At 52.9% G+C, this 18,307-nt stretch carries 15 protein-coding genes; 3 read left to right on the top strand and 12 right to left on the bottom strand.

All coding sequences use genetic code 11. The features are described from left to right. Positions 1 to 993: 993 nt before the first annotated feature. Entirely contained in the window at positions 994 to 1,821 is an 828-nt protein-coding gene (locus tag R70331_RS04330) for an AAC(3) family N-acetyltransferase (RefSeq protein WP_042173159.1), read from the bottom strand. Positions 1,822 to 2,017: 196 nt separating this feature from the next. Here R70331_RS04330 and R70331_RS04325 point away from each other — a divergent pair, with 196 nt between their 5' ends. Further along, a complete protein-coding gene (locus tag R70331_RS04325) occupies positions 2,018 to 3,004 on the top strand; it encodes a ring-cleaving dioxygenase (protein ID WP_042173156.1) in 987 nt (328 codons plus the stop codon). Positions 3,005 to 3,087: 83 nt separating this feature from the next. Here the strand turns inward: R70331_RS04325 and R70331_RS30305 are convergent, their stop codons facing one another. Both R70331_RS30305 and R70331_RS04315 read right to left on the bottom strand, forming a co-directional pair. Further along, on the bottom strand, positions 3,088 to 3,786 hold the full coding sequence (locus tag R70331_RS30305; RefSeq protein WP_052418910.1) for a stalk domain-containing protein: 699 nt from the start codon (positions 3,784 to 3,786) through the stop codon (positions 3,088 to 3,090). Between the two features lie 99 nt (positions 3,787 to 3,885). Next, a complete protein-coding gene (locus R70331_RS04315) occupies positions 3,886 to 4,569 on the bottom strand; it encodes a YjjG family noncanonical pyrimidine nucleotidase (protein ID WP_042173154.1) in 684 nt (227 codons plus the stop codon). A 137-nt stretch (positions 4,570 to 4,706) separates the two neighbouring features. On the opposite strand from R70331_RS04315, the gene R70331_RS04310 reads away from it, so the two are divergent. After that, positions 4,707 to 5,666, top strand: coding sequence for an MraY family glycosyltransferase (locus R70331_RS04310; protein ID WP_442950575.1), 960 nt, complete (start codon positions 4,707 to 4,709; stop codon positions 5,664 to 5,666). Between the two features lie 101 nt (positions 5,667 to 5,767). Here the strand turns inward: R70331_RS04310 and R70331_RS04305 are convergent, their stop codons facing one another. From R70331_RS04305 to R70331_RS30300, 9 genes are all read right to left on the bottom strand, one after another. Continuing rightward, positions 5,768 to 6,283, bottom strand: a complete 516-nt coding sequence (locus tag R70331_RS04305; RefSeq protein ID WP_042173151.1) for a mismatch-specific DNA-glycosylase — start codon at positions 6,281 to 6,283, stop codon at positions 5,768 to 5,770. 21 nt (positions 6,284 to 6,304) lie between these two features. Further along, the gene (locus R70331_RS04300) at positions 6,305 to 6,868 is read right to left on the bottom strand and encodes an RNA 2'-phosphotransferase (protein WP_042173149.1); all 564 of its coding nucleotides are present in this window, start codon (positions 6,866 to 6,868) and stop codon (positions 6,305 to 6,307) included. A gap of 21 nt (positions 6,869 to 6,889) precedes the next feature. Next, complete coding sequence (locus tag R70331_RS04295; protein WP_042173147.1) at positions 6,890 to 9,505, bottom strand: polynucleotide kinase-phosphatase; 2,616 nt, start codon at positions 9,503 to 9,505, stop codon at positions 6,890 to 6,892. Beyond that, positions 9,505 to 10,941 carry a 3' terminal RNA ribose 2'-O-methyltransferase Hen1 gene (locus R70331_RS04290; protein ID WP_042173146.1) on the bottom strand — a complete coding sequence of 479 codons (1,437 nt, stop codon included), beginning with the start codon at positions 10,939 to 10,941 and terminating at the stop codon, positions 9,505 to 9,507. The genes R70331_RS04295 and R70331_RS04290 overlap by 1 nt, the downstream gene beginning before the upstream one ends. A gap of 2 nt (positions 10,942 to 10,943) precedes the next feature. Continuing rightward, a complete protein-coding gene (locus R70331_RS04285; RefSeq protein WP_042173145.1) occupies positions 10,944 to 11,795 on the bottom strand; it encodes a nucleotidyltransferase domain-containing protein in 852 nt (283 codons plus the stop codon). A 346-nt stretch (positions 11,796 to 12,141) separates the two neighbouring features. After that, positions 12,142 to 14,133 (bottom strand): DUF6449 domain-containing protein, encoded by a 1,992-nt coding sequence (locus R70331_RS04280; RefSeq protein ID WP_042173144.1) that lies wholly within the window; start codon positions 14,131 to 14,133, stop codon positions 12,142 to 12,144. Further along, a complete protein-coding gene (locus tag R70331_RS04275; RefSeq protein ID WP_042173143.1) occupies positions 14,108 to 15,010 on the bottom strand; it encodes an ABC transporter ATP-binding protein in 903 nt (300 codons plus the stop codon). Before R70331_RS04275 ends, R70331_RS04280 begins: the two co-directional genes overlap by 26 nt. After that, complete coding sequence (locus tag R70331_RS04270) at positions 15,003 to 15,392, bottom strand: GntR family transcriptional regulator (RefSeq protein WP_042173141.1); 390 nt, start codon at positions 15,390 to 15,392, stop codon at positions 15,003 to 15,005. Before R70331_RS04270 ends, R70331_RS04275 begins: the two co-directional genes overlap by 8 nt. 259 nt (positions 15,393 to 15,651) lie before the next feature. Next, entirely contained in the window at positions 15,652 to 16,692 is a 1,041-nt protein-coding gene (locus R70331_RS30300) for a polysaccharide deacetylase family protein (protein ID WP_231576403.1), read from the bottom strand. Positions 16,693 to 17,291: 599 nt separating this feature from the next. Here R70331_RS30300 and qoxA point away from each other — a divergent pair. Further along, positions 17,292 to 18,302: a cytochrome aa3 quinol oxidase subunit II gene (gene qoxA, locus R70331_RS04260; RefSeq protein ID WP_042173139.1), complete on the top strand. Its 1,011-nt coding sequence runs from the start codon at positions 17,292 to 17,294 to the stop codon at positions 18,300 to 18,302. The last annotated feature ends 5 nt before the right edge of the window (positions 18,303 to 18,307 follow it).

The raw sequence follows: 18,307 nt of genomic DNA, 5'->3' as shown, positions 1-18,307 counted from the left end.
TACCATTAGTGGGATTTTTCCCTTTATTTCAGTGCCAGAGCCCGGCTTTCAGCACCATTAGCGGGATTTTTCCCTTTATTTCAGTGCCAGAGCCCGGATTTCAGTAACATTAGTGGGATTTTTCCCTTTATTTCAGTGCCAGAGCCCGGATTTCAGTAACATTAGTGGGATTTTTCCCTTTATTTCAGTGATAGAGCCCGGGGTTCAGTACCATTAGTGGGATTTTTCCCTTTATTTCAGTGCCAGAGCCCGGCTTTCAGTACCATTAGTGGGATTTTTCCCTTTATTTCAGCGCCAGAGCCCGGGGTTCAGTAACATTAGTGGGATTTTCCCCTTTATTTCAGTGCCAGAGCCCGAGGTTCAGTACCATTAGCGGGACTCTCTCCTCTAACCCAGCCTGCATTCTGCCTAATAACAACAAAAAAGCTGCGTCACGCCGCCCTTTTCTCCGCCTCTGCATAAGGTTAGAGAAAAAGGCTGCGGTGCACGCAGCCAGAAATCCCGGTATTGCCATAGATAAGGGTGCAGAATCAGATCTGCCTGACCCAAGGCAAGGGAGTGCTGCGTGAAACCTGAGTTTCCTCTGGATAGGAATATGCCGGACGGTCGAAAGGTAGCGTTAGCTCCCGGTCAAATAGCTGGCTAACGTGTTCATCCCTATTTAATGTCTGCATTGTTCCTGCTCCTCCCTAAGCCTCTGCGGCGTATATTCGCAGCCAGTTTACCATGTATTCCCAGACACTGTCAACCACTTACCTCCTGCAGTTCGCCGCTCAACAAGTACCCGCTAGCCTTGAGCACCCATAGCTAATACCAAACTCAAACTCAAAGACAGCTAATATAGTCTACAACAGCGTGGAAAAATAAACGGCTATGTACGTATCCGCCCATCACTTAAATCTGCTATGTACGCATACGTCCGATCACTTAAATTTGCTATGTACGCATACGTCCGATCACCTAACTCTGCTGTGTACGCATACGTCCCATCAACTAACTCGGACCGGTACCAAACTGCGGCAATCCGCGCAGCGTTGCGGGCAGCGGATCAGGCACAGCCAGGCCATCCAGCGGCTCATTATCTCCGAACAGCCCGGGATTCCCGGCCAGCATTCCGCTAAGGATGGCTGTAGTCTCCGCTGCACCGCAGATCATAACAGGGGCATTTCCAAAGTACCCCTTGCGCAGCGCTCCGCCTTGCTCCAGCACATGCTCTACCTTCCAGAAATGCTGTGACCACGACAGCCCGCAGTGCCTGCGCGAAGGTACGGCGATTTCTTGTCCATTCGGTGTAACGGTGTACAGCTGCTCCGGTTCATCGGTCATCCGCCCGGGAATGTCCAGCCATTCCTCAATGCCGTGAATGAACGTATTACGCCGCAGATCCACGCCCAGCAGCATGATTTCCGCCCTCCGGTCCAGCAGCTTGCCGTAGACAGATCCGCGGGCACACGGAGTATCCCACCGGTGATCTCCTGCGGTAAAATCCTCAGCCTCCCGGCCCAAAGCAGCCACAGAATGGGTAGGATGCCACGAACGTACGACGCCTGGACGCTTCCGGAACAATTCCGGCAGAACACCGACACAGGACGGTGAGTCCTGTACAGTGAAACGTGGGTTGGCTGCATCAATATAAGACCAGGTATGCGTAGGGAGGACAAGCAGCCCGTCCTGCATGTATTCGGAAAGAACATTCAGCACAGTATCTGCGCCACCCTCCACAGGTCCGATACTCTTTAATGAAGAATGGACCAGCAGCGTTCCTTGGGGATTGAGATTAAGCTCCTTCAGCTGTTTGAGGAGACTGTCTTTCGTATGCATTGGCTTACTCTCCTTTTCGCGATCTTTCGCATTCCTCCGCGGCTTTTTGCAAACTCCGCTTGCAATCCTCTTAGTTTACTATTAAAATTATAGTTACTTAAATAAATTCACCTCGAAGACTACACATAAATTTATCCTTACCTTACCAAAATATTTCATCACAGCTTCACCACACATTTCCTGAGGAGGTTATACCATGAGTTTAACATTAAAAGGCCTTCACCATGTATCCGCCATTACGGCCCGGGCGCCGGAAAACTATAAATTCTACACTGAGGTGCTGGGACTGCGGCTGATTAAAAAAACAGTCAACCAGGACGACATCTCCGTCTATCACTTGTTCTACGGTGACGAAGCCGGCAATCCCGGCACAGAGCTGACCTTCTTCGAGCTTCCCAATGCCGGACGTAACCGGGACGGCAACAACAGCATCTCCGCATTGTCCCTGCGTGTACCGGGTGATAAGGCTCTGGATTACTGGAAAGAGCGGCTTGCCTCATTCGATGTGGACCATGATGCCGAAACCGCTGAACGCGGCGGCCGACTTACACTCGGCTTCCGCGATCATGAAGGCCAGCGGTTTCTGCTGGTCTCTGACCAGAACAACCAGGGTGTTGCCGGCGGCACCCCCTGGCCGGCCAGTCCGGTTCCGGCGGAATACGGCATCACCGGCCTTGGACCGGCTCACCTGACTGTCGAAGACGCCGAGCCTACAACGCTTGTCCTGCAGGATCTGCTCGGCTTCCGCCGCAAAGGCAGCTATCCTTCACCGGTGGCCGGGCAGCCGGACATTGTCGTATTCGAGACCGGCGAAGGCGGCTCCGGCGCTGAAGTGCATCTGGAGGAGCGCAGCGATCTGCCCCAGGAGCGTCTGGGCCGCGGCGGCGTGCATCACGTCGCCTTCCGGGTGGACAATGAGACGGAGCTGAAGCTATGGATTGAGCGTATCCGCACCGTGCAGCTGCCCAATTCCGGCTTTGTGGACCGTTTCTACTTCCGCTCCCTGTATTTCCGTGAGCCCAACGGCATTTTAATCGAGCTGGCTACGGACGGACCGGGCTTTGCCACCGACGAGCCGCTGGAGCATCTCGGTGAATCGCTTGCCCTTCCCCCGTTTCTGGAAGCAAAACGGGAGCAGATCGAGGCTCATCTCAAGCCGCTGGATACGCGGCAGCAATCATAACCCGGCCTGGCCTGCATACAGCAGTCCCTGCCCATACGAAACAGCTGCGTTCCATATCGGAACGCAGCTGTTTGGCTTGACGGTCAGCTCTCTGACCAGGTGATGGTGAAGATATTGAAGCCGGGACGCGCAGTGGACGGCTTGCCGGTAATCGAGACCGGGCTTGTGCCGCCCAGCCGGCCGGTAATCTTGACTGTTGTCGCCGACACCGTCTGCGAGGCATTGTCCAGCCGTTTGATTTTGACATATTCATTGTATACAAAACCCATCGTCTCCAGCGATTCCTGGGTCGAATAGCTGAAGGCTGCCTTCTTGACGCCGTCAGCATCCGTGTCCAGTGTCGTTGCTATGATAGCATCGCCCGGTATCGGAAAATCCTGCGGCAGATTGGCCGGGCGCACCGTACTCTCTACAGGCGCGGCAGCGCCTGAACCGGTACCTGTGCCTGTACCACTGCCTGTGCCTGCAGAAGCTCCCGCTTCCGCACCGCTGCCGATCCGTACTTTGTAATTCACCGCATCATACGTAATCGGCACATCCAGCGCATCGGCTACCGAGCGGATCGGCAGATACGTCAGGCCCTCGTAGGTAATCGGTCTGAGCGTTTTACCGTTGCCGTCTCTCAGCCAGTATGGTGTGCCGTCCACAACCACTCCGATGCTGTTGTTCAAATAGGCTTTAATCTCCTGGAGCTTGGCTCCGGCGTATACACCGGCTGACCCGGTCAGTGCCATTCCTGCGGCAACTGTCGCTATCAGCCATTTTTTATTCATTTTCATCATTACAATCCTCTCCCGTCTATTAGGATGATAGAGCAAGAAACGCTGCGTCTTAAACTATTTACCACCGGAAGAAGCCCTCCAACCTGATATCAGGCCTAATTAACGGACAATATCCAGCAGCTGCGCCAGCTCACGGATTTCATAGGTCGGCCCGGCAGCGGTGCTGTTAGCCTTTTCCAGAGGATTGAACCAGCACGTATCAATGCCGTAATCCATCCCGCCCCGGATATCAGAGGTCAGCGAATCACCGACGATCAGCACCCTGCTTTTATCGGACAGGCCAAGCTTGTCAAAGGCATAATCAAAGATTCCGGCCGCAGGCTTCTGATAACCCGCTTCCTCCGAAATAATGATCTGCTCAAAGGTATCGGCCAGCGGCGAGCCCTTGATTCTCGACAGCTGCACATCCTTAATACCGTTCGTAATAATCGCCAGCCTGCAGCCCTCAAGCGCCCCGCACAGCTCAACCGCACCCTGGATCAGGAACGTGCCTTCACCCAGAAAACGCAGGTAAGCCTCGCTGAATGCCTCCGGATTATACTGCAGATTATGCTGTGCAAACAGCCGGTTGAACCGCTCAACACGCAGCGCCGCCGAGGTGACCTTCCCCGCTTCCAGATCTGCCCACAGCGCCCGGTTAATCTCCTGATAGCTGGCAGCATATTCCTCCGCCCCCGCCGGCAGTCCGAAGTGGGTGAACACCTTCAGAAACGCCTGCCCTTCAGCCATTCCATAGTCAAACAGCGTATCGTCCGCATCAAACAGAATTACATCGTATTTCATCAGCAACCTCCAAATTTTATGTATAATCGACAAGGTAACACCCTCTGCGATATAATCGAGACAGCCCTGCACATAAGATAATTTATCGTGGAACATCTTAAGCCTATCTTTCAAAAAAATCAACGGTGGTGATTGTCATTTTTTACGTTTTGGCATTTCTGGTATCGTTTTGCATCGTTTATCTGCTCATTCCTCCGCTTGGCAGGCTTGCGTTCCGGCTTGATTTTGTGGACAGGCCCCGGGAGGATGTTGAGCGCAAAATCCACAGGGAGCCTATTCCCCTGACAGCCAGCTATGCGATATTTATCGGTTTTTTCATTACATACCTGCTGTTTGCCCGTGATTTCTCGCTGGAGACGCTCGCCCTCTTCATCGGCGGGGTGCTTCTGCTCACTATAGGAACTATTGATGACTGGTACAAGACCAAGGGTAAGGACTTCCCGGCACTGCCCAAATTCATTGTGCAGATTGCAGCGGCTATTCTTGTATTTCTGTCCGGCAATGCTTTTACCGGCTTTATCAATCCGTTGTCGGGGGATTATGTCTCCCTGCCGTTTATCCTGCAGTTCATTCTGACGATCGTCTGGATCTTCGGCGTTACTACCGTAATTAACTTCTCTGACGGCATGGACGGACTGGCCGGCGGGCTTACAGCGATCTCAGCTGTTACCTTGTTCATCGTTGCAGTTACGAAGGGGCAATCCGCTTCCGCAATCATGGCGATTTCCCTTGTGGGTGTCACACTGGCTTATTTGCGCTTCAACAAAGCACCCGCCAAAATCTTCATGGGTGATGCCGGCGCTACCTTCATGGGCTTCATTCTGGCCGTTATCGCACTGGATGGGGCGTTCAAGCAGGCTACGATGCTGTCCCTGTTCATCCCGATTCTGGCGCTCGGCGTGCCGATCTTCGACAATCTGTTTGTTGTAATCAAGCGGTTCCTCCAAGGCAAAGCGATTTATCAGGCTGATGCCAGCCAGGTGCACTACCGGCTGCTCAAGGCCGGTCTGAACCAGAAGCAGGTCGTTGCCGTGCTCTATCTGGTCAGTGTCTGCCTGTCGCTGTCATCAATCATTTTGCTGCTGATCGAAACCTAAACAACAACGGGCTCTGTCCGCTGAAGACAACAGAAACACCTCCCTCGAACAAGACGAGGGAGGTGTTTCTGTTTCTGTTGCAGCCCGGCTCCTGCACCTGCTCAGCCGTTCTCCTGAATGAAATCATATAGACGGCGGTAAATCCCTACAATCTCGGCCATCGGCATCCGGACCAGTCCGCTTGAGGACGGTGCAACAAATTCACGCACGCCGTCAACCACAGGCTCCGCCTTTTGAAAGCCCCAATCGGCCTTGGATGTGCGGCTGAACTCCGTATAGACTCCCTTACCCACAAAACAGGCAATCTGCGGACGGTACTCCTCCAGCTTTCCGCGCAGCAATTCCCGCCCGGCAGCATATTCCTCACGGGTGATATCCTCAGCGCCCACCGTAGGGCGTGCCACAATGTTTGTAAACCCGTAGCCCAGCTTCAGCAGCTCTCCGTCCTCCGCGGCATCGTACAGATGCGGAGTCAGGCCGGACTGCTGCAGAATCCGCCAGAAATGATTGCGCGGATTCGCATAATGATGCCCCAGCTCCCCGGAGCGGATGCTCGGGTTAAAGCCGATGAATACAATCTGCAGGCCGTTCTCCAGGTGATCCGGCACTTCTTCCATGAACATCCCTCCCAGAATCAGTTATTCTTCCGAAGACTCCAGTTCAGCAATACAATCCGCCGGAACCGTTTCCGCAAGCCAAACTTCATTACCTGCATAATAAAAGGTTACACCGGAATCTGCTGCCTTAACCGTATCTATTGTAAGCAGCACAAGCTCTCCTCTGCGGCGGCCGGCCAGAGCGGCAAAATGCAGTCCCTCTGACAGATGGACGTACTGGCGTCCCATCGGCTTCAGACCCTCTCTTAAGATGACAGACAGCACACTCCGGTGCGTCCCGTGATGGAGCACTGCCGGAGGCTGTCCGGGAGGATAAGCAACCTTGGTATGACTGTGTCCGTACCGCGCCTTAATCCGCTCCCCTTCAATGGCGAAGCGCTGTTTCTCACAATTCCTGACCGTCTTCCGGACATCCGCCTCTGTAATGCCTGACCATTTAGGCGCGGATGTGATTACATCCAGCAGCTCTTCCAGCAGGCAGGAGCCGTCCTCCGGGTCAAGAATTAATCCGTACTGCTCCGGCGTATGCCGCAGCAGCTTGGTCATATATTTACTGAGGGAAACCTCAGCTTTAGTATCTAACATCTTCTAACTCCCCTTTTCCTGCTACAGCCGGGGATCAACCGGATCAGACTCCAGCGCAAGGGCAGCGAGTACACATTCATGCACCCGGTCCAGCGGCTCCCTGCGGATGAACCGGTTAACCGACTCCACGCTGAGCGCGCATTCCATCAGGGCATGGCGCTCCTTCTTGCCTGTCTTGCGCTGCTTGAGCCGTTTCAGGTTGTCCGGCTGCAGATAATCAATTCCGTAAATGATATGAAGGTATTTTCGCCCTCTGACTTTTATAGCCGGCTGTATCATATGCTTGCCGTTCCTGCTGATAAAGCGGTCCGGCTTGATGACAATCCCCTCATGTCCATCCTCTGTGATGTCCTTCCACCACCTGATGACATCCGCTTCATCAGCCTGGCTGGAGATAACCCGGTATTCGGTCTCCATGAACAGCGGAGAGATGCCGGCCAGAAGACCGGCATGCTCCATATGCCAGACATGGCTATGGTCAAAAAAGCTCTGCCCGCTATGGGCCAGCGTATGAAACGGAGCAATCCGGACACCGTCAAGCCCGCTGACATCCCAGCAGTACTGCTGAAACGCCTCACGGAACACCCGGGCATTATGGAGCTTTGCCTCCATCTCCTGCACCCAGCCCGATACATCCCGGCCTGCCGCTTCAGCCTGCTGCAGCTTATGCAGCAGCTGCTCACGGTCCAGCTCGGCCGCTTCGGCAACGTGGGCATACTGAGTCGCAATCAGCTCGCGCGCCTTGAGGTTCCACGGAATAATCTCCGCATCCAGCAGCAGCAACTCCGTATTATATTTGTTAAAATAATCTGCCTGCACCAGATCGGCGTTCAGCCGGGCCAGCACCTGCAGCTCGGTCTCCCGGTCAAAAAATGCCCGGCCGGTACGGGTATAAATCGTCCCCAGTGTAGGCCGCCCGACATAAGAGACCGCCGCCTGCTCATCTCTGAACAAAAGCAAGACTGCCCGGCTGCCCATATGCTTCTTCTCAGCCACCATTGTTGTAACTCCCTGAGAGCGGAAGTAATCAAAGGCCTCCAGCGGATGCTCCAGATAAGATTCATCAGCCGATACAGCCGGGGTTGGGCTCATCGTCGGCGGTATGTATACCAGCTCCTCAAGCGGCACCGTGAAATGGGAGACGCTGTCGATTGCCGCCTTCACATAATCACCGCGTACAGACAGCTCACCGTAAGCATCCGTAAAGACCGAATAGCCGTTAACCAGTCTGCTGAGGTTAGGCGGGGACAAGCGCCCGCGCTCCCAGCGGATCAGCGGACTATCAGGATCGAGCGCATAATCGCGCTGTGCCTTTACGCTGACAAACTGCTGCTCCGGGTAGCGGTAAGCCGTAAGCGAACCGCCAAATACCGCTCCCTGATCAATGTTGATGGTGTTGTTCACTACTTCCGGGTACGGCCGCGGATCATGCCCCCAGACAATGAGCTCGCCTGATTCGTGGCCGGTGTACCACTCCCTGCGCACCGGTGCGCCTGTACTATCCGTACCATCGGTATCTCCGTAACGGCAGAAATCCTGAATCCGCCGTGACTGCCTTCCGATGTACTCATCACGGATTCCCGCATGGGTGACGACAAGCCGCCGCACTCCGTCCCGGCACATGACCAGGTGGGAGGGCGCAGCCAGCAGGAACTGTCTCAGCTCTTCCCTTAAGGCTGCTGCCGCATCGATACCGTTCTCCTGAGCATACAGGCCCAGCTCCTCGGCAAATTTCTCGTCACCGTGGCTAAGGGTCACATTGCGTCCGCTGAGGTAACGGGCGATCTTCCAGCCATGGTTGCTGTCTGTCATCCGGGCGATTCCCGCATCACAGTGCCGCTTCCAGAAGCTTAGGGTATCCAGCGATTTCGGCCCGCGGCTCATCACATCGCCGACTGAAACCAGCGTCCTGCCTTCCGGATGCCTGTACAGCCCGGACTCATCCGCAGCGTAGCCCAGCTCACCCAGCAGCTCCAGCATTTCATCATAGCATCCGTGGATGTCGCCAATGACATCAATCCCTGCGCCGATGTCAGCCAGAAGCGGATTCTCCCTGCGGACAAACTGCACCGCCTCCGGCTCCTTCAGCATATATACAAAGTCGAAGCCCTCTTCACGGAGTCCGCGCAAAGAGCGTTTGAACTGGCTGTACTGGCTCTTAACCCGTGCTCTTCCGCGCGGCTGCTCCCGGTCCTTATCACGGGCAAGCAGCGTCTGCTCAGGTATATCCAGCACCCAGGCTACACAGGGCACATCATACGCAGCGGCCAGATCCATATACTTCCGGCGGTATTCCGGCTGGAGATGGGTAGCATCCACCACCGTCAGCCTGCCCAGCCTGCTGCGCATTGAAACCATGGTGTTCATCGCTTCGAAGGCCAGATTCGACAGCTGCTGATAATCATGGTAGATGATATCCGCCTCTTCCCGGGGCCGCCCCTTCCAGTCCAGGAACTCCACATCACCAACCATTGTCCGGTAAGCATCGGAGGATACGATTTCCGTCTCAAGCAGCACCCCTTCAGCTGCCAGTCTGCCGAGCAGGGTGGTTTTACCGCTGTTTGACGGCCCGACTAACACGACAATTCCTCCATGCGGGAACGGGATAGTCCGCTGTGCTTCCTTAATATCCGTCATTACAGGTGTTCTCCTTTCGTAAATACCGCCATCTGCGTCGGGTATCCGAACGCTTCGGACAATTCCCCGATTCCTGTCAGTTCAGCTGTATAACCGTAGTTCCTTGTCCAGCGTCCACACCAGGCAGAGAAGGCTTCGCGGCCCCACTCAAAGCGGTGATCGTTATGCCGGATTTGTTCCTCTTCCATCCCGTAGACAGCGTTGTAATCCTTGTTCGGAGTCGTAACAATCAGCGTCTTGGGGCTATATTCCCGGAGAATATTATCCATCACCCGATCCAGCCGGTATTCCTCGATATGCTCAATGACCTCACAGAGAATCATAACATCCTTGCCGCGCAGCGACTCATCAAAATAAAACAGCGAGCCGGTCACCGGCTCCGGCATAACCGTCCCCGCCCTGCCTTCCAGCTTGGCGAAGCGGTCCAGCGCCCGCAGCTGTGCTGCAGCCGAAGGCTCCACCGCCTTGATCTCTCGAACGCCCGGCACAGTGCTGAGCCTTGCAGACAGCTTACCTTCCCCCGAGCCAAAATCCACGATGCTGGCCTTGGCGCCCAGTTCTTCAACCGTGCGGGCAATAGCCGCATAGCGCAGGTCGTTCAGCCGGACCCTCGGCTCCTTCAGCTCCTCTTCCGCCGGCCCTTTGGAGACGCCGGGCACCGGAACCTCCGCGGCAGATGCGGATGCAGGCATTTCCGCTGTGCTGCGCAGCTCTTTTGCCGCCACCTCTTCATACTGCCTTATTGCTCTGGCAAAACGCAGCGTACGCTTGAGAATGAGGCCGCGCTGCGGATGCTGCTCCAGCCAGCCTGCCCCGTACCGCCGGATTTTGTCCACCTCATCATCGCTGATGTAATAATGCTTATAGTCATCCAGGGCAGGAATCAGCACGAACAGCTGCTGAAGTGCAGTCTGCAGCGTCTGCCGCCCATTAAGCCGGATGTACCGGGCCGAGCTTCGTGTTTTTAAATCAAAAGAATACTCCGCATCTCCACGCTCTATTGATATCTCATAGCCAAGGGCGGTAAACAGCTCTTCCACAGTCCGGTCTGGCAGATTGGAGGCAACAGGCCCGAAGCTTAGCTCCAGCTGCAGCGGCTCCTTCACCCAAGGCACATAAGCTTCCTTAGGTTTGCCGTTCAGCGCCGTACCCAGCGCCCCCCGGATGTAAGTGCAGAACAGGCTGCTGGTTACAAATTCCCGGTCATTGATATATTGAGTGATGTCATTGTGTGCCTGCGAATCTCCCTTCACCAGCTCCACCGGATCAGGTGTTACATAAATAACCGCTTCAGTCTCCTCTTCAGAGGAGGATATAAAAACAATACGGACTCTTGCATCCTTTTCAGTCCGGTCGTACAGGTTATTCGGATTTTTGGCCAGCAGATGGGACAGCATCCCTGCTCCCGCTCCGCTAGCCCTGATGATTAAGTGCATCTCTAGTTCCCTCCATAAGCGTTGCCTGGCGGCCTCCTGACCTCTTGTAATCCTGCAGTCCAGGAGCTTTCCTCACCCCAGACTTCCGCCAGTGCGCTGTAAAATAGTACGTCCAGTTGTTCATCGGGTACACCGTAAGCTGCTTCAAACAGGGAAGCCGACTTTTCAAAATAGGCAATTAACTGCTCCAGATAGTTATTTATAACCTCAATCCGGGGCTCCACATTCAGCTCTTCACCGGACATTTTGCGGATCAGCAGCTGATTGACAGCCTCCCGCAGCGGTGTTCCCCCGGGAATCAGCGTCTCTACGAGCATGGAGAATTCCAGCGGCGGGGCCTCATTAAATTGCTCAATCCAGGCACAAGCCAGCAAAGGGCGGAGGACATAAAAGTATTTTTTGATTTTGACGTCGCTGCCCTGCAGATAGTTCCGGTAGTTGCCTTTGGCCATATTCAGATAATGATAGATACCCGACTTGGGCGAGAAACCCAGCGGCGAGATCCGGCGGATGCTTTCTGCCACCGAATACTTCTCTTCATAGCGGATACCGGACTGCAGCCACTCCAGCAGCGGCGGGTTGGATTTGCGGAACAGCAGCAGTGCCTTTTTCAGATCCCAGCCGTTTATGTCCAGCAAATTACTGATCGGCCGTTCTATGACATCCCTTGGTTCAAAAATCGACAGATACGCTTCAGGCCGGCGGATATACAGAAAACGCACATCATAGTCACTGTTCTTGGAGGGAAACCCCCAGGCCCGGCTGCCTGATTCGCAGGCATATAGAATCCGCACATTCTCCTCCGCCTCAATGGCCCGAAGCTGGCGCATAATCTCATCTTGGAATTCAGACATCCCTTTCACACTCCTTTTCTTTCAAAAAAAGAATACAAAAAGGGCCATGGACTCTATCGTCCATGGCCCTGCAACAGCCGCAGCCGCGCTTCAGTTATCATCTGCCGTTCCCGCTAATATGCGAAACCGGCAACAAACAACCCGCTAAGACTGAGACTACGCTATGCTCCATGGAGGCCCTGCAAGATTCTCAAAATGATAATTGTTGTTAAACACATTCCCGTTATTCATCTGCAGTGACCTCCTTAAATTTTTGAATACTAGCATTTTCCAACAGCATAATCCAAAGCTCCAGTTTCTGTCAACCGGCAGGCAGCACACGGCGCTCCCCGGCCCCTATAGAGATTTACGGAAGAATGGCTTTAATTGCCGGAGTCAAATCCTCTTCCCGCAGCGTGATATAATCTCTTCTTCCTTCCTTAAAGGCCAGCTTCACCAGATAACCACCTTCAGAGTTAGTATAAAACCGTCCCCGGTCAAGGATATCTTTAATCGCTGCCGCATCTTGAACTGCAGCTAAGCGGTTCTCAGTACGAGCCAGCTGCAGATGGCGCTCGGGATCATAGCGGTCATTGCCGGTGAACCGGCTGGCATATTCGTTCGGAATAATCTCTGCTGATTTCACATCGCCCGGAGTAATACGGATTTTGTCCGCGTAACCCAGCTGCTCAAGCCGCTCCGTCAGCTCACTGAAGGAATGCTTCCACTCATAATCGGAATAGAAAGGATACCCTGTATCATCAGGCTTGCCTATAATCTGAATGGTTGCATATGAACGCTGCCCTCCCGTCTGGTCATCATAGCTCATATTCTGAATTTCCTGCTTCAATATTTCTTTAAGCTCGTTAACCTCCTGCGGATCCGAGATAATAAGCGCCTTGTTGTAATCGCTGAAACGTAAACCTTCAATATCTCCATCAAGCTGGGAAAGTCTGTACATTGTGCTTTTATACCCTTGGCTCTCCATCACCGCCCGCAGCTCCGGTTCAAAGCCGGCTACAGGAACCCGATAGGTCCGATTTAAAGTCCGTCCGTTATCCAGCTTGTACATGAGATAAAATTCACGGTAATCCACATTCTTCCGACGATCCGGCCGCATGCTTGCCATGGCCTGATGCAGCTTGCGGACAGCTTCAACATAATCCTTATCTCCGATGAAGGGATTCTGTTCATCTGCAAAAGGGTATGCACTGTTCCAGTAGGCATCGTATGTGGAGTAATTATCTGAAACAAATACTCCCTCTAAATTTTCCGCAGCCGGCACCCGGTTCTCATAGCCGGTGAGCCCGGACACCGGAACATACAGCACAAGCCCCAGCAGAGCTGCATATGCGGCAAATTCGAGCGGTGCCTTGCGGGTCAGAATCAGCCACGTTTTACGGATAATCATCTCCGCTGCAATATAGCCGATCAGCGCGCCGATCAGATGCCCGGCGATAATCCAGCCAAGCTGCTGATTCCGCAGCTCAGCAAAATAAGTGCCGGAGATCAGCATTGCACAGAGCATGATCCCCGCCTTGAACAACGGGTTGAAGTACGTAAAGGCGATCGCCTGACCGGCCTTCTCCCCGTGGCGTTTACGGTACAGCAGAAAGGACAGCGCGAACAAAAGGACAGACAGTGCCGAATAGAGCCACAGATAGCCGGCGGTGAACGGATTGGTTTTGACATAGATCATATGCAGCAGCGGAGACCAGACATCATTACGTCCTCTTAATCCGTACCATGCCGGGTAACCATACAGATACATGCTGAGATGTTCATTCACCAGCATAAGCAACACGGCGGGCAGAACCAGAAGGACATAGATCACTACCCCCTGCAGTACGGATTGACCGGTACAGATGCCGACAAACACACTGAACATAAACAGGAACAGCGTAAGGACCGTCAGTGTCAGGCACCATTTGCCCACGTCCGCCCAGGAGTAAATATACATGTTGCCGTCAAGTGTCCTCACAATTCCTGTGACGGCAGCAGTCAGCCAGACCGGTGTGAGTACCAGAATCAATCCGCTTACCGCATGGGACACCAGCAGGTGTTCCCGGCGCAGCGGCAGGCTGTGCCACAGGTCAGAGGGCGCTTTGGCCTGCAGATAACGGAACAGGAACAGGGCTGCCGCGACCGGCACCGTAGCGGAGAACAGCATCTGAATCTCTCCGCCGATGAAGAACAAATTGTCCAGAGACCGGCGCTCCGGATTGGGATCAACATTCAGAAACAGCTGCAGCGGCAGCGCAAATAACAGGACGAGCGAGTAAATAATTCCGATCCAGCCGTGCTGGCGCAGGTTCTGGCGGATGACACTGCTGTTAAAGAAGAATCGGCTGCGCATCATATCCGGCATCCCCCATTTCGTAAATAAAGATTTCTTCAAGCGTCAGCGGCAGCAGATCAAATACATACGGTTCATATACATGAAAAGCCTGGGCAATCCGCTCACGGTCGCCCTTAACAATATACAGGCTGACACTGCCCCGCTGCTCCTGATGGAGGATCTGCAGCTTCGCAGCAAGCGCTCCGGCGTGGCGCTGATCGCGGAAGGCCACCTGGATTTTATGCGTGTCCGCCTTCAGGTCATCCAGCTCCTTCTCCACCAGCATCCGGCCGCCGTGCATAATGCCGACATGGTCACACAGATCTTCGATCTCCCGCAGATTGTGCGAGGAGATCAGGACAGTCAGGCCGCGGTCAGCCACCTCCTGAAACAGCAGATTCTTGATCTGCCTGCGCATAACCGGATCAAGCCCGTCAATCGGCTCGTCCATAATCAGCACCTCCGGCGTACAGCTCAGCGCGAGCCATAGAGCTGCCTGGCGCTGCATCCCTTTGGAGAATCTGCTGAGCTTCCGCTTCCGGTCCAGCTTAAAAGCAGCACCCAGCTCCCCGAACCGCTTCTCACTCCACGAAGGATAGACTGACCGGTAAAATGCAGCCATACTCCGCACCGACGCCTGCGGGAAAAAATACGGGCTGTCCGGCATGAAAATAATCCTCCGTTTTACATCAGGAGCTTCAAAAACAGGCTCACCGCCAATTGTAACGGTTCCTTCTTCCGGCCGGTAAATCCCGGCAAGTGTCTTTAATAGCGTAGTCTTTCCAGCACCGTTTGAACCGAGCAGACCATATACCGCCCCTTTCTGCACGGTCAGCGAGAGGCTGTCAACAGCCTTTTCACCCTGAAAACTTTTGCTTAATCCGCGAATCTCAATCATGCTTCTCCCCCCCACTCTTCCGTTCAAGCATCTGCCGGTACAATGCGCTTATCTCACTTTCGGTAAAACCGAGGTACACCGCCTCCGCCATCAGCCGCAGCAGCTGTTCACGCAGCTCCGTCCGCTGGCTCTCACTGCGCTCCTGCGCAAGCGGTGCCACAAAGCTCCCTTTTCCAGGCAGGGAATAAATAAAGCCTTCACGCTCCAGCTCCCGGTACGCCTTCTGGATCGTATTAGGGTTGACTGTAAGCTGTGAGGACAATGCCCTTACCGATGGAAGCTGTTCGTCCGCCTGCAGAATGCCGTGCATAATCATCTCTTTAACTTTGTCAGTCAGCTGCTCGTAAATTGGCTTGCGGCTGCGGACATCCAGTTCGAACATAGTCGCCCTCCTTTACTAAGCTACAAATATGGTAATCTTAGGTGTGTCAACTGTACTATTATTATTAATACAGATGAGTGAAATTGTCAACGCCAAGAAACGGCCTCCTCCGCTTGGGACGGATTAGCCGTTCTTGTAATATATAGCGCGTTAAAGTGTTCACAGGAAAGCAGCCCATACACAGCAAAAAAAACCGGACAGACTAAGTCTGCCGGTCTCTTGTTTTATTTATCATATTTCGGTTCCATGAACATTCTGCTTACCGCTCATCATTCCAGAAGTTCAGAGGCTTCAAGTCCTTCGTGATGACCGCAAAGCTGTAGCCTTCCTTCTTGAAGGTCTCCAGCAGACGCGGCAGCACCTTCAGTGTCGCCTTCTGGTCATGCATCAGAATAACCGGATTGGTCTTGGATGGCTGCAGCTTATGCACCTGGTTCATGACCGAATTATAAATTTTATCGCTGTCTTCCTTGTATCTCCAGTCTTCTGAATCAACGTTCCAGTCCCATAGATGATAGCCTTGGGTCAGGACCTTATCCCGGAAGCTCTTTGTGAAGTAAGGCTTACTGCCATACGGCGGGCGGATCAGCGTCGTTTCAGCCCCGGTGATTTTCTTCAGCACCGCATTATCAGCTGCCATCTCAGCCAGCGCTGCTGCAGGCGAAGCATAGAACTTGTCCTTAACGTGGGTCATGCCATGCAGTCCAAGCCCGTGATCTGCCTTTACAAGCCGCTTCACCTGTGCCGGATAACGGTTCATGTTCGGCCCGAGCATGAAGAAGGTTGCCTGCGCTTCATATTTGTCCAGAATGTCCAGCAGCTGCGCGGTTGTCGCCGATGGCCCGTCATCAAAAGTCAGATACAGGGTACGCCCTTTGACAGCTGCTGAAGCCGCCGGAGCAGGCAAGCTCGCAGTCTGAGGCTTCAGCTTATCTCCAAATCGCTTCACAAAGTCGTCATCGCTCATTACAGCTAATGCATCCCGCACCCTCAGCAAATATTTATCTCCCTGAAAGGTTATGCTATAGCCGAGATAGCTGCTTATCTTCAGCGGAACCATCAGGCTGCCGTTCTTCAGAAAGGTGCTCACGGCTACAATGCTGCCGTCCCGGAGCTTCAGGCCTTTGCCGGCACTAAGCAAAAACACCGATTTATTCCCGGCTGTAACGGATATCCCGTCCGCTAGACCGGTAAGCGTCCATTTCAGCTCGGCAGCCAGCGTCCGGAGCGGAACATAATAAGTATTATTAACAGCTATTGCTTCAATCTCCGTCAGCTTGTCATTAACACCCAGCTTCAAGATTGGTTCTGCTCCCGCTGCCTGTGCAGCAGGCTGTACTATACCAAAACATAAGAATAAAGACATTACTACAAGCATTACTTTTTTAAGCACCAGCAGGATCTCCAATCTATGTATATTTGACTCTAACTCTATCATACATAGATATAACTTAATTTGAGAGATTGTAACCGCGAGCCTAAATTATTGTCACTTTTACACGCTGTGATATATGACACAATGAATCTTTTTACCAATAACTGTGCAACTTTCGTCGAATACTGTCACACCAACAAAGAAAGCGGTTAATCGGTACTATTTTCGAGCATTATAATTGTGACGAATTTAGCAACATTTGATCAATTTTGAACAAATTTTGAACAACCTTAAAATTAGCTTAAAGCCCGTCGCTACAGTGATCTTTGTCATACCCTGTTATACCTGTAACAAATTGATCACATATTATTAACTTGATCGCCATTTTTAAGGCTGAATGTAGCTTAATTTACAAATTATGTATTTTGCAATCTGGGTAACTAATTCTTACTATATATACAGGTTAATCTTTGCCCGCAGCATGAACGGCTAATGAAAAGAATTATTGAAGGAAGGAGTTCTATATGAAAAAAAAGGGACCGTTATACGCTTTGTTTCTCAGCCTGCTCTTTATTCTGCCGGGATGCAGTTCGCTCGCCGTACTGAATCCTAAGGGTCCGGCTGCACGGACGCTGTCTGACACGATCATCCTCTCTATCGTAGTGATGGCATTTGTCCTTGCAGTTGTCTACATCTTATACATCTTCGTCCTGGTGAAATACCGGGCAAAGAAGAGCAATGAAGGCTACATTCCTGAACACGAGGAGGGCAATAAGGTTCTTGAAGCGATCTGGATTATTATCCCGATTATCATTGTAGCCTTTTTGTCTGTGGTGACTGTAAAGTCCACCCATGCAGTCGAGAATGTTGCTAACGAGTATCAGGATCAGAAGCCGCTCGTCATTTATGCTTCTTCCTCTAACTGGAAATGGCATTTCAGCTATCCTGAGGAAGGCATTGAAACGGTTAACTACGTGAACATTCCCGTACACCGTGCAGTAGAATTCAGACTGTACTCCTTCGGGACCATCACCAGCTTCTGGGTACCGCAGCTTGCCGGACAGAAATACGCAATGAGCGACATGCTCACCTATCTTAACCTGTCTGGTGATACCGTAGGGTCTTATATCGGAAAGAACTCGAATTTCAGCGGTAAAGGCTTTGCCCATATGGAATTCGAAACGCTGGTTATGACCGATGCGGATTATAAGGACTGGGTTAAAGAAGTGAAGGAAACAGCACCTGCGCTTACTGAGGATGAATTCAAAGGACTGCTGGCTGCCGACCATCTCGGACGCAAGACTTATTCCTCTACCCATCTGGATTTCAGCCCGCCTCCTGGCGATCACAGCGAGCATATGAGCGGTGACGGCATGGAAATGGATATGCACAACGGCGGTGAAGAGCACGAGGATAACAAGGAAATCCACCCTTCCCCGGCACCTTCCAGCCAGACGGAGTTCGACAGCAATCCTGCCCCTGAGGTAGAGGAGCCGCTGCCTAGCTCGCCAGTCGAAGAGCATACTCACGAGTAACAAAC

Source organism: Paenibacillus sp. FSL R7-0331, assembly GCF_000758645.1.
GTDB classification, from domain to species: Bacteria; Bacillota; Bacilli; order Paenibacillales; family Paenibacillaceae; genus Paenibacillus_AQ; species Paenibacillus_AQ camerounensis.
The sequence above is the reverse complement of the archived record's forward strand: the minus strand, read 5'-3'. Positions and strand labels throughout refer to the sequence as shown.

Bases quoted from the DNA above. Each gene is read 5' to 3' on its own strand.
- qoxA (WP_042173139.1), top strand. From the start codon at position 17,292: ATGAAAAAAAAGGGACCGTTATACGCTTTGTTTCTCAGCCTGCTCTTT.
- R70331_RS04300 (WP_042173149.1), bottom strand. From the start codon at position 6,868: ATGTTAGATACTAAAGCTGAGGTTTCCCTCAGTAAATATATGACCAAG.
- R70331_RS04290 (WP_042173146.1), bottom strand. From the start codon at position 10,941: ATGCACTTAATCATCAGGGCTAGCGGAGCGGGAGCAGGGATGCTGTCC.
- R70331_RS04325 (WP_042173156.1), top strand. From the start codon at position 2,018: ATGAGTTTAACATTAAAAGGCCTTCACCATGTATCCGCCATTACGGCC.
- R70331_RS04295 (WP_042173147.1), bottom strand. From the start codon at position 9,505: ATGACGGATATTAAGGAAGCACAGCGGACTATCCCGTTCCCGCATGGA.
- R70331_RS04305 (WP_042173151.1), bottom strand. From the start codon at position 6,283: ATGGAAGAAGTGCCGGATCACCTGGAGAACGGCCTGCAGATTGTATTC.
- R70331_RS04280 (WP_042173144.1), bottom strand. From the start codon at position 14,133: ATGATGCGCAGCCGATTCTTCTTTAACAGCAGTGTCATCCGCCAGAAC.
- R70331_RS04285 (WP_042173145.1), bottom strand. From the start codon at position 11,795: ATGTCTGAATTCCAAGATGAGATTATGCGCCAGCTTCGGGCCATTGAG.
- R70331_RS04315 (WP_042173154.1), bottom strand. From the start codon at position 4,569: ATGAAATACGATGTAATTCTGTTTGATGCGGACGATACGCTGTTTGAC.
- R70331_RS04270 (WP_042173141.1), bottom strand. From the start codon at position 15,392: ATGTTCGAACTGGATGTCCGCAGCCGCAAGCCAATTTACGAGCAGCTG.
- R70331_RS30305 (WP_052418910.1), bottom strand. From the start codon at position 3,786: ATGATGAAAATGAATAAAAAATGGCTGATAGCGACAGTTGCCGCAGGA.
- R70331_RS04275 (WP_042173143.1), bottom strand. From the start codon at position 15,010: ATGATTGAGATTCGCGGATTAAGCAAAAGTTTTCAGGGTGAAAAGGCT.
- R70331_RS04330 (WP_042173159.1), bottom strand. From the start codon at position 1,821: ATGCATACGAAAGACAGTCTCCTCAAACAGCTGAAGGAGCTTAATCTC.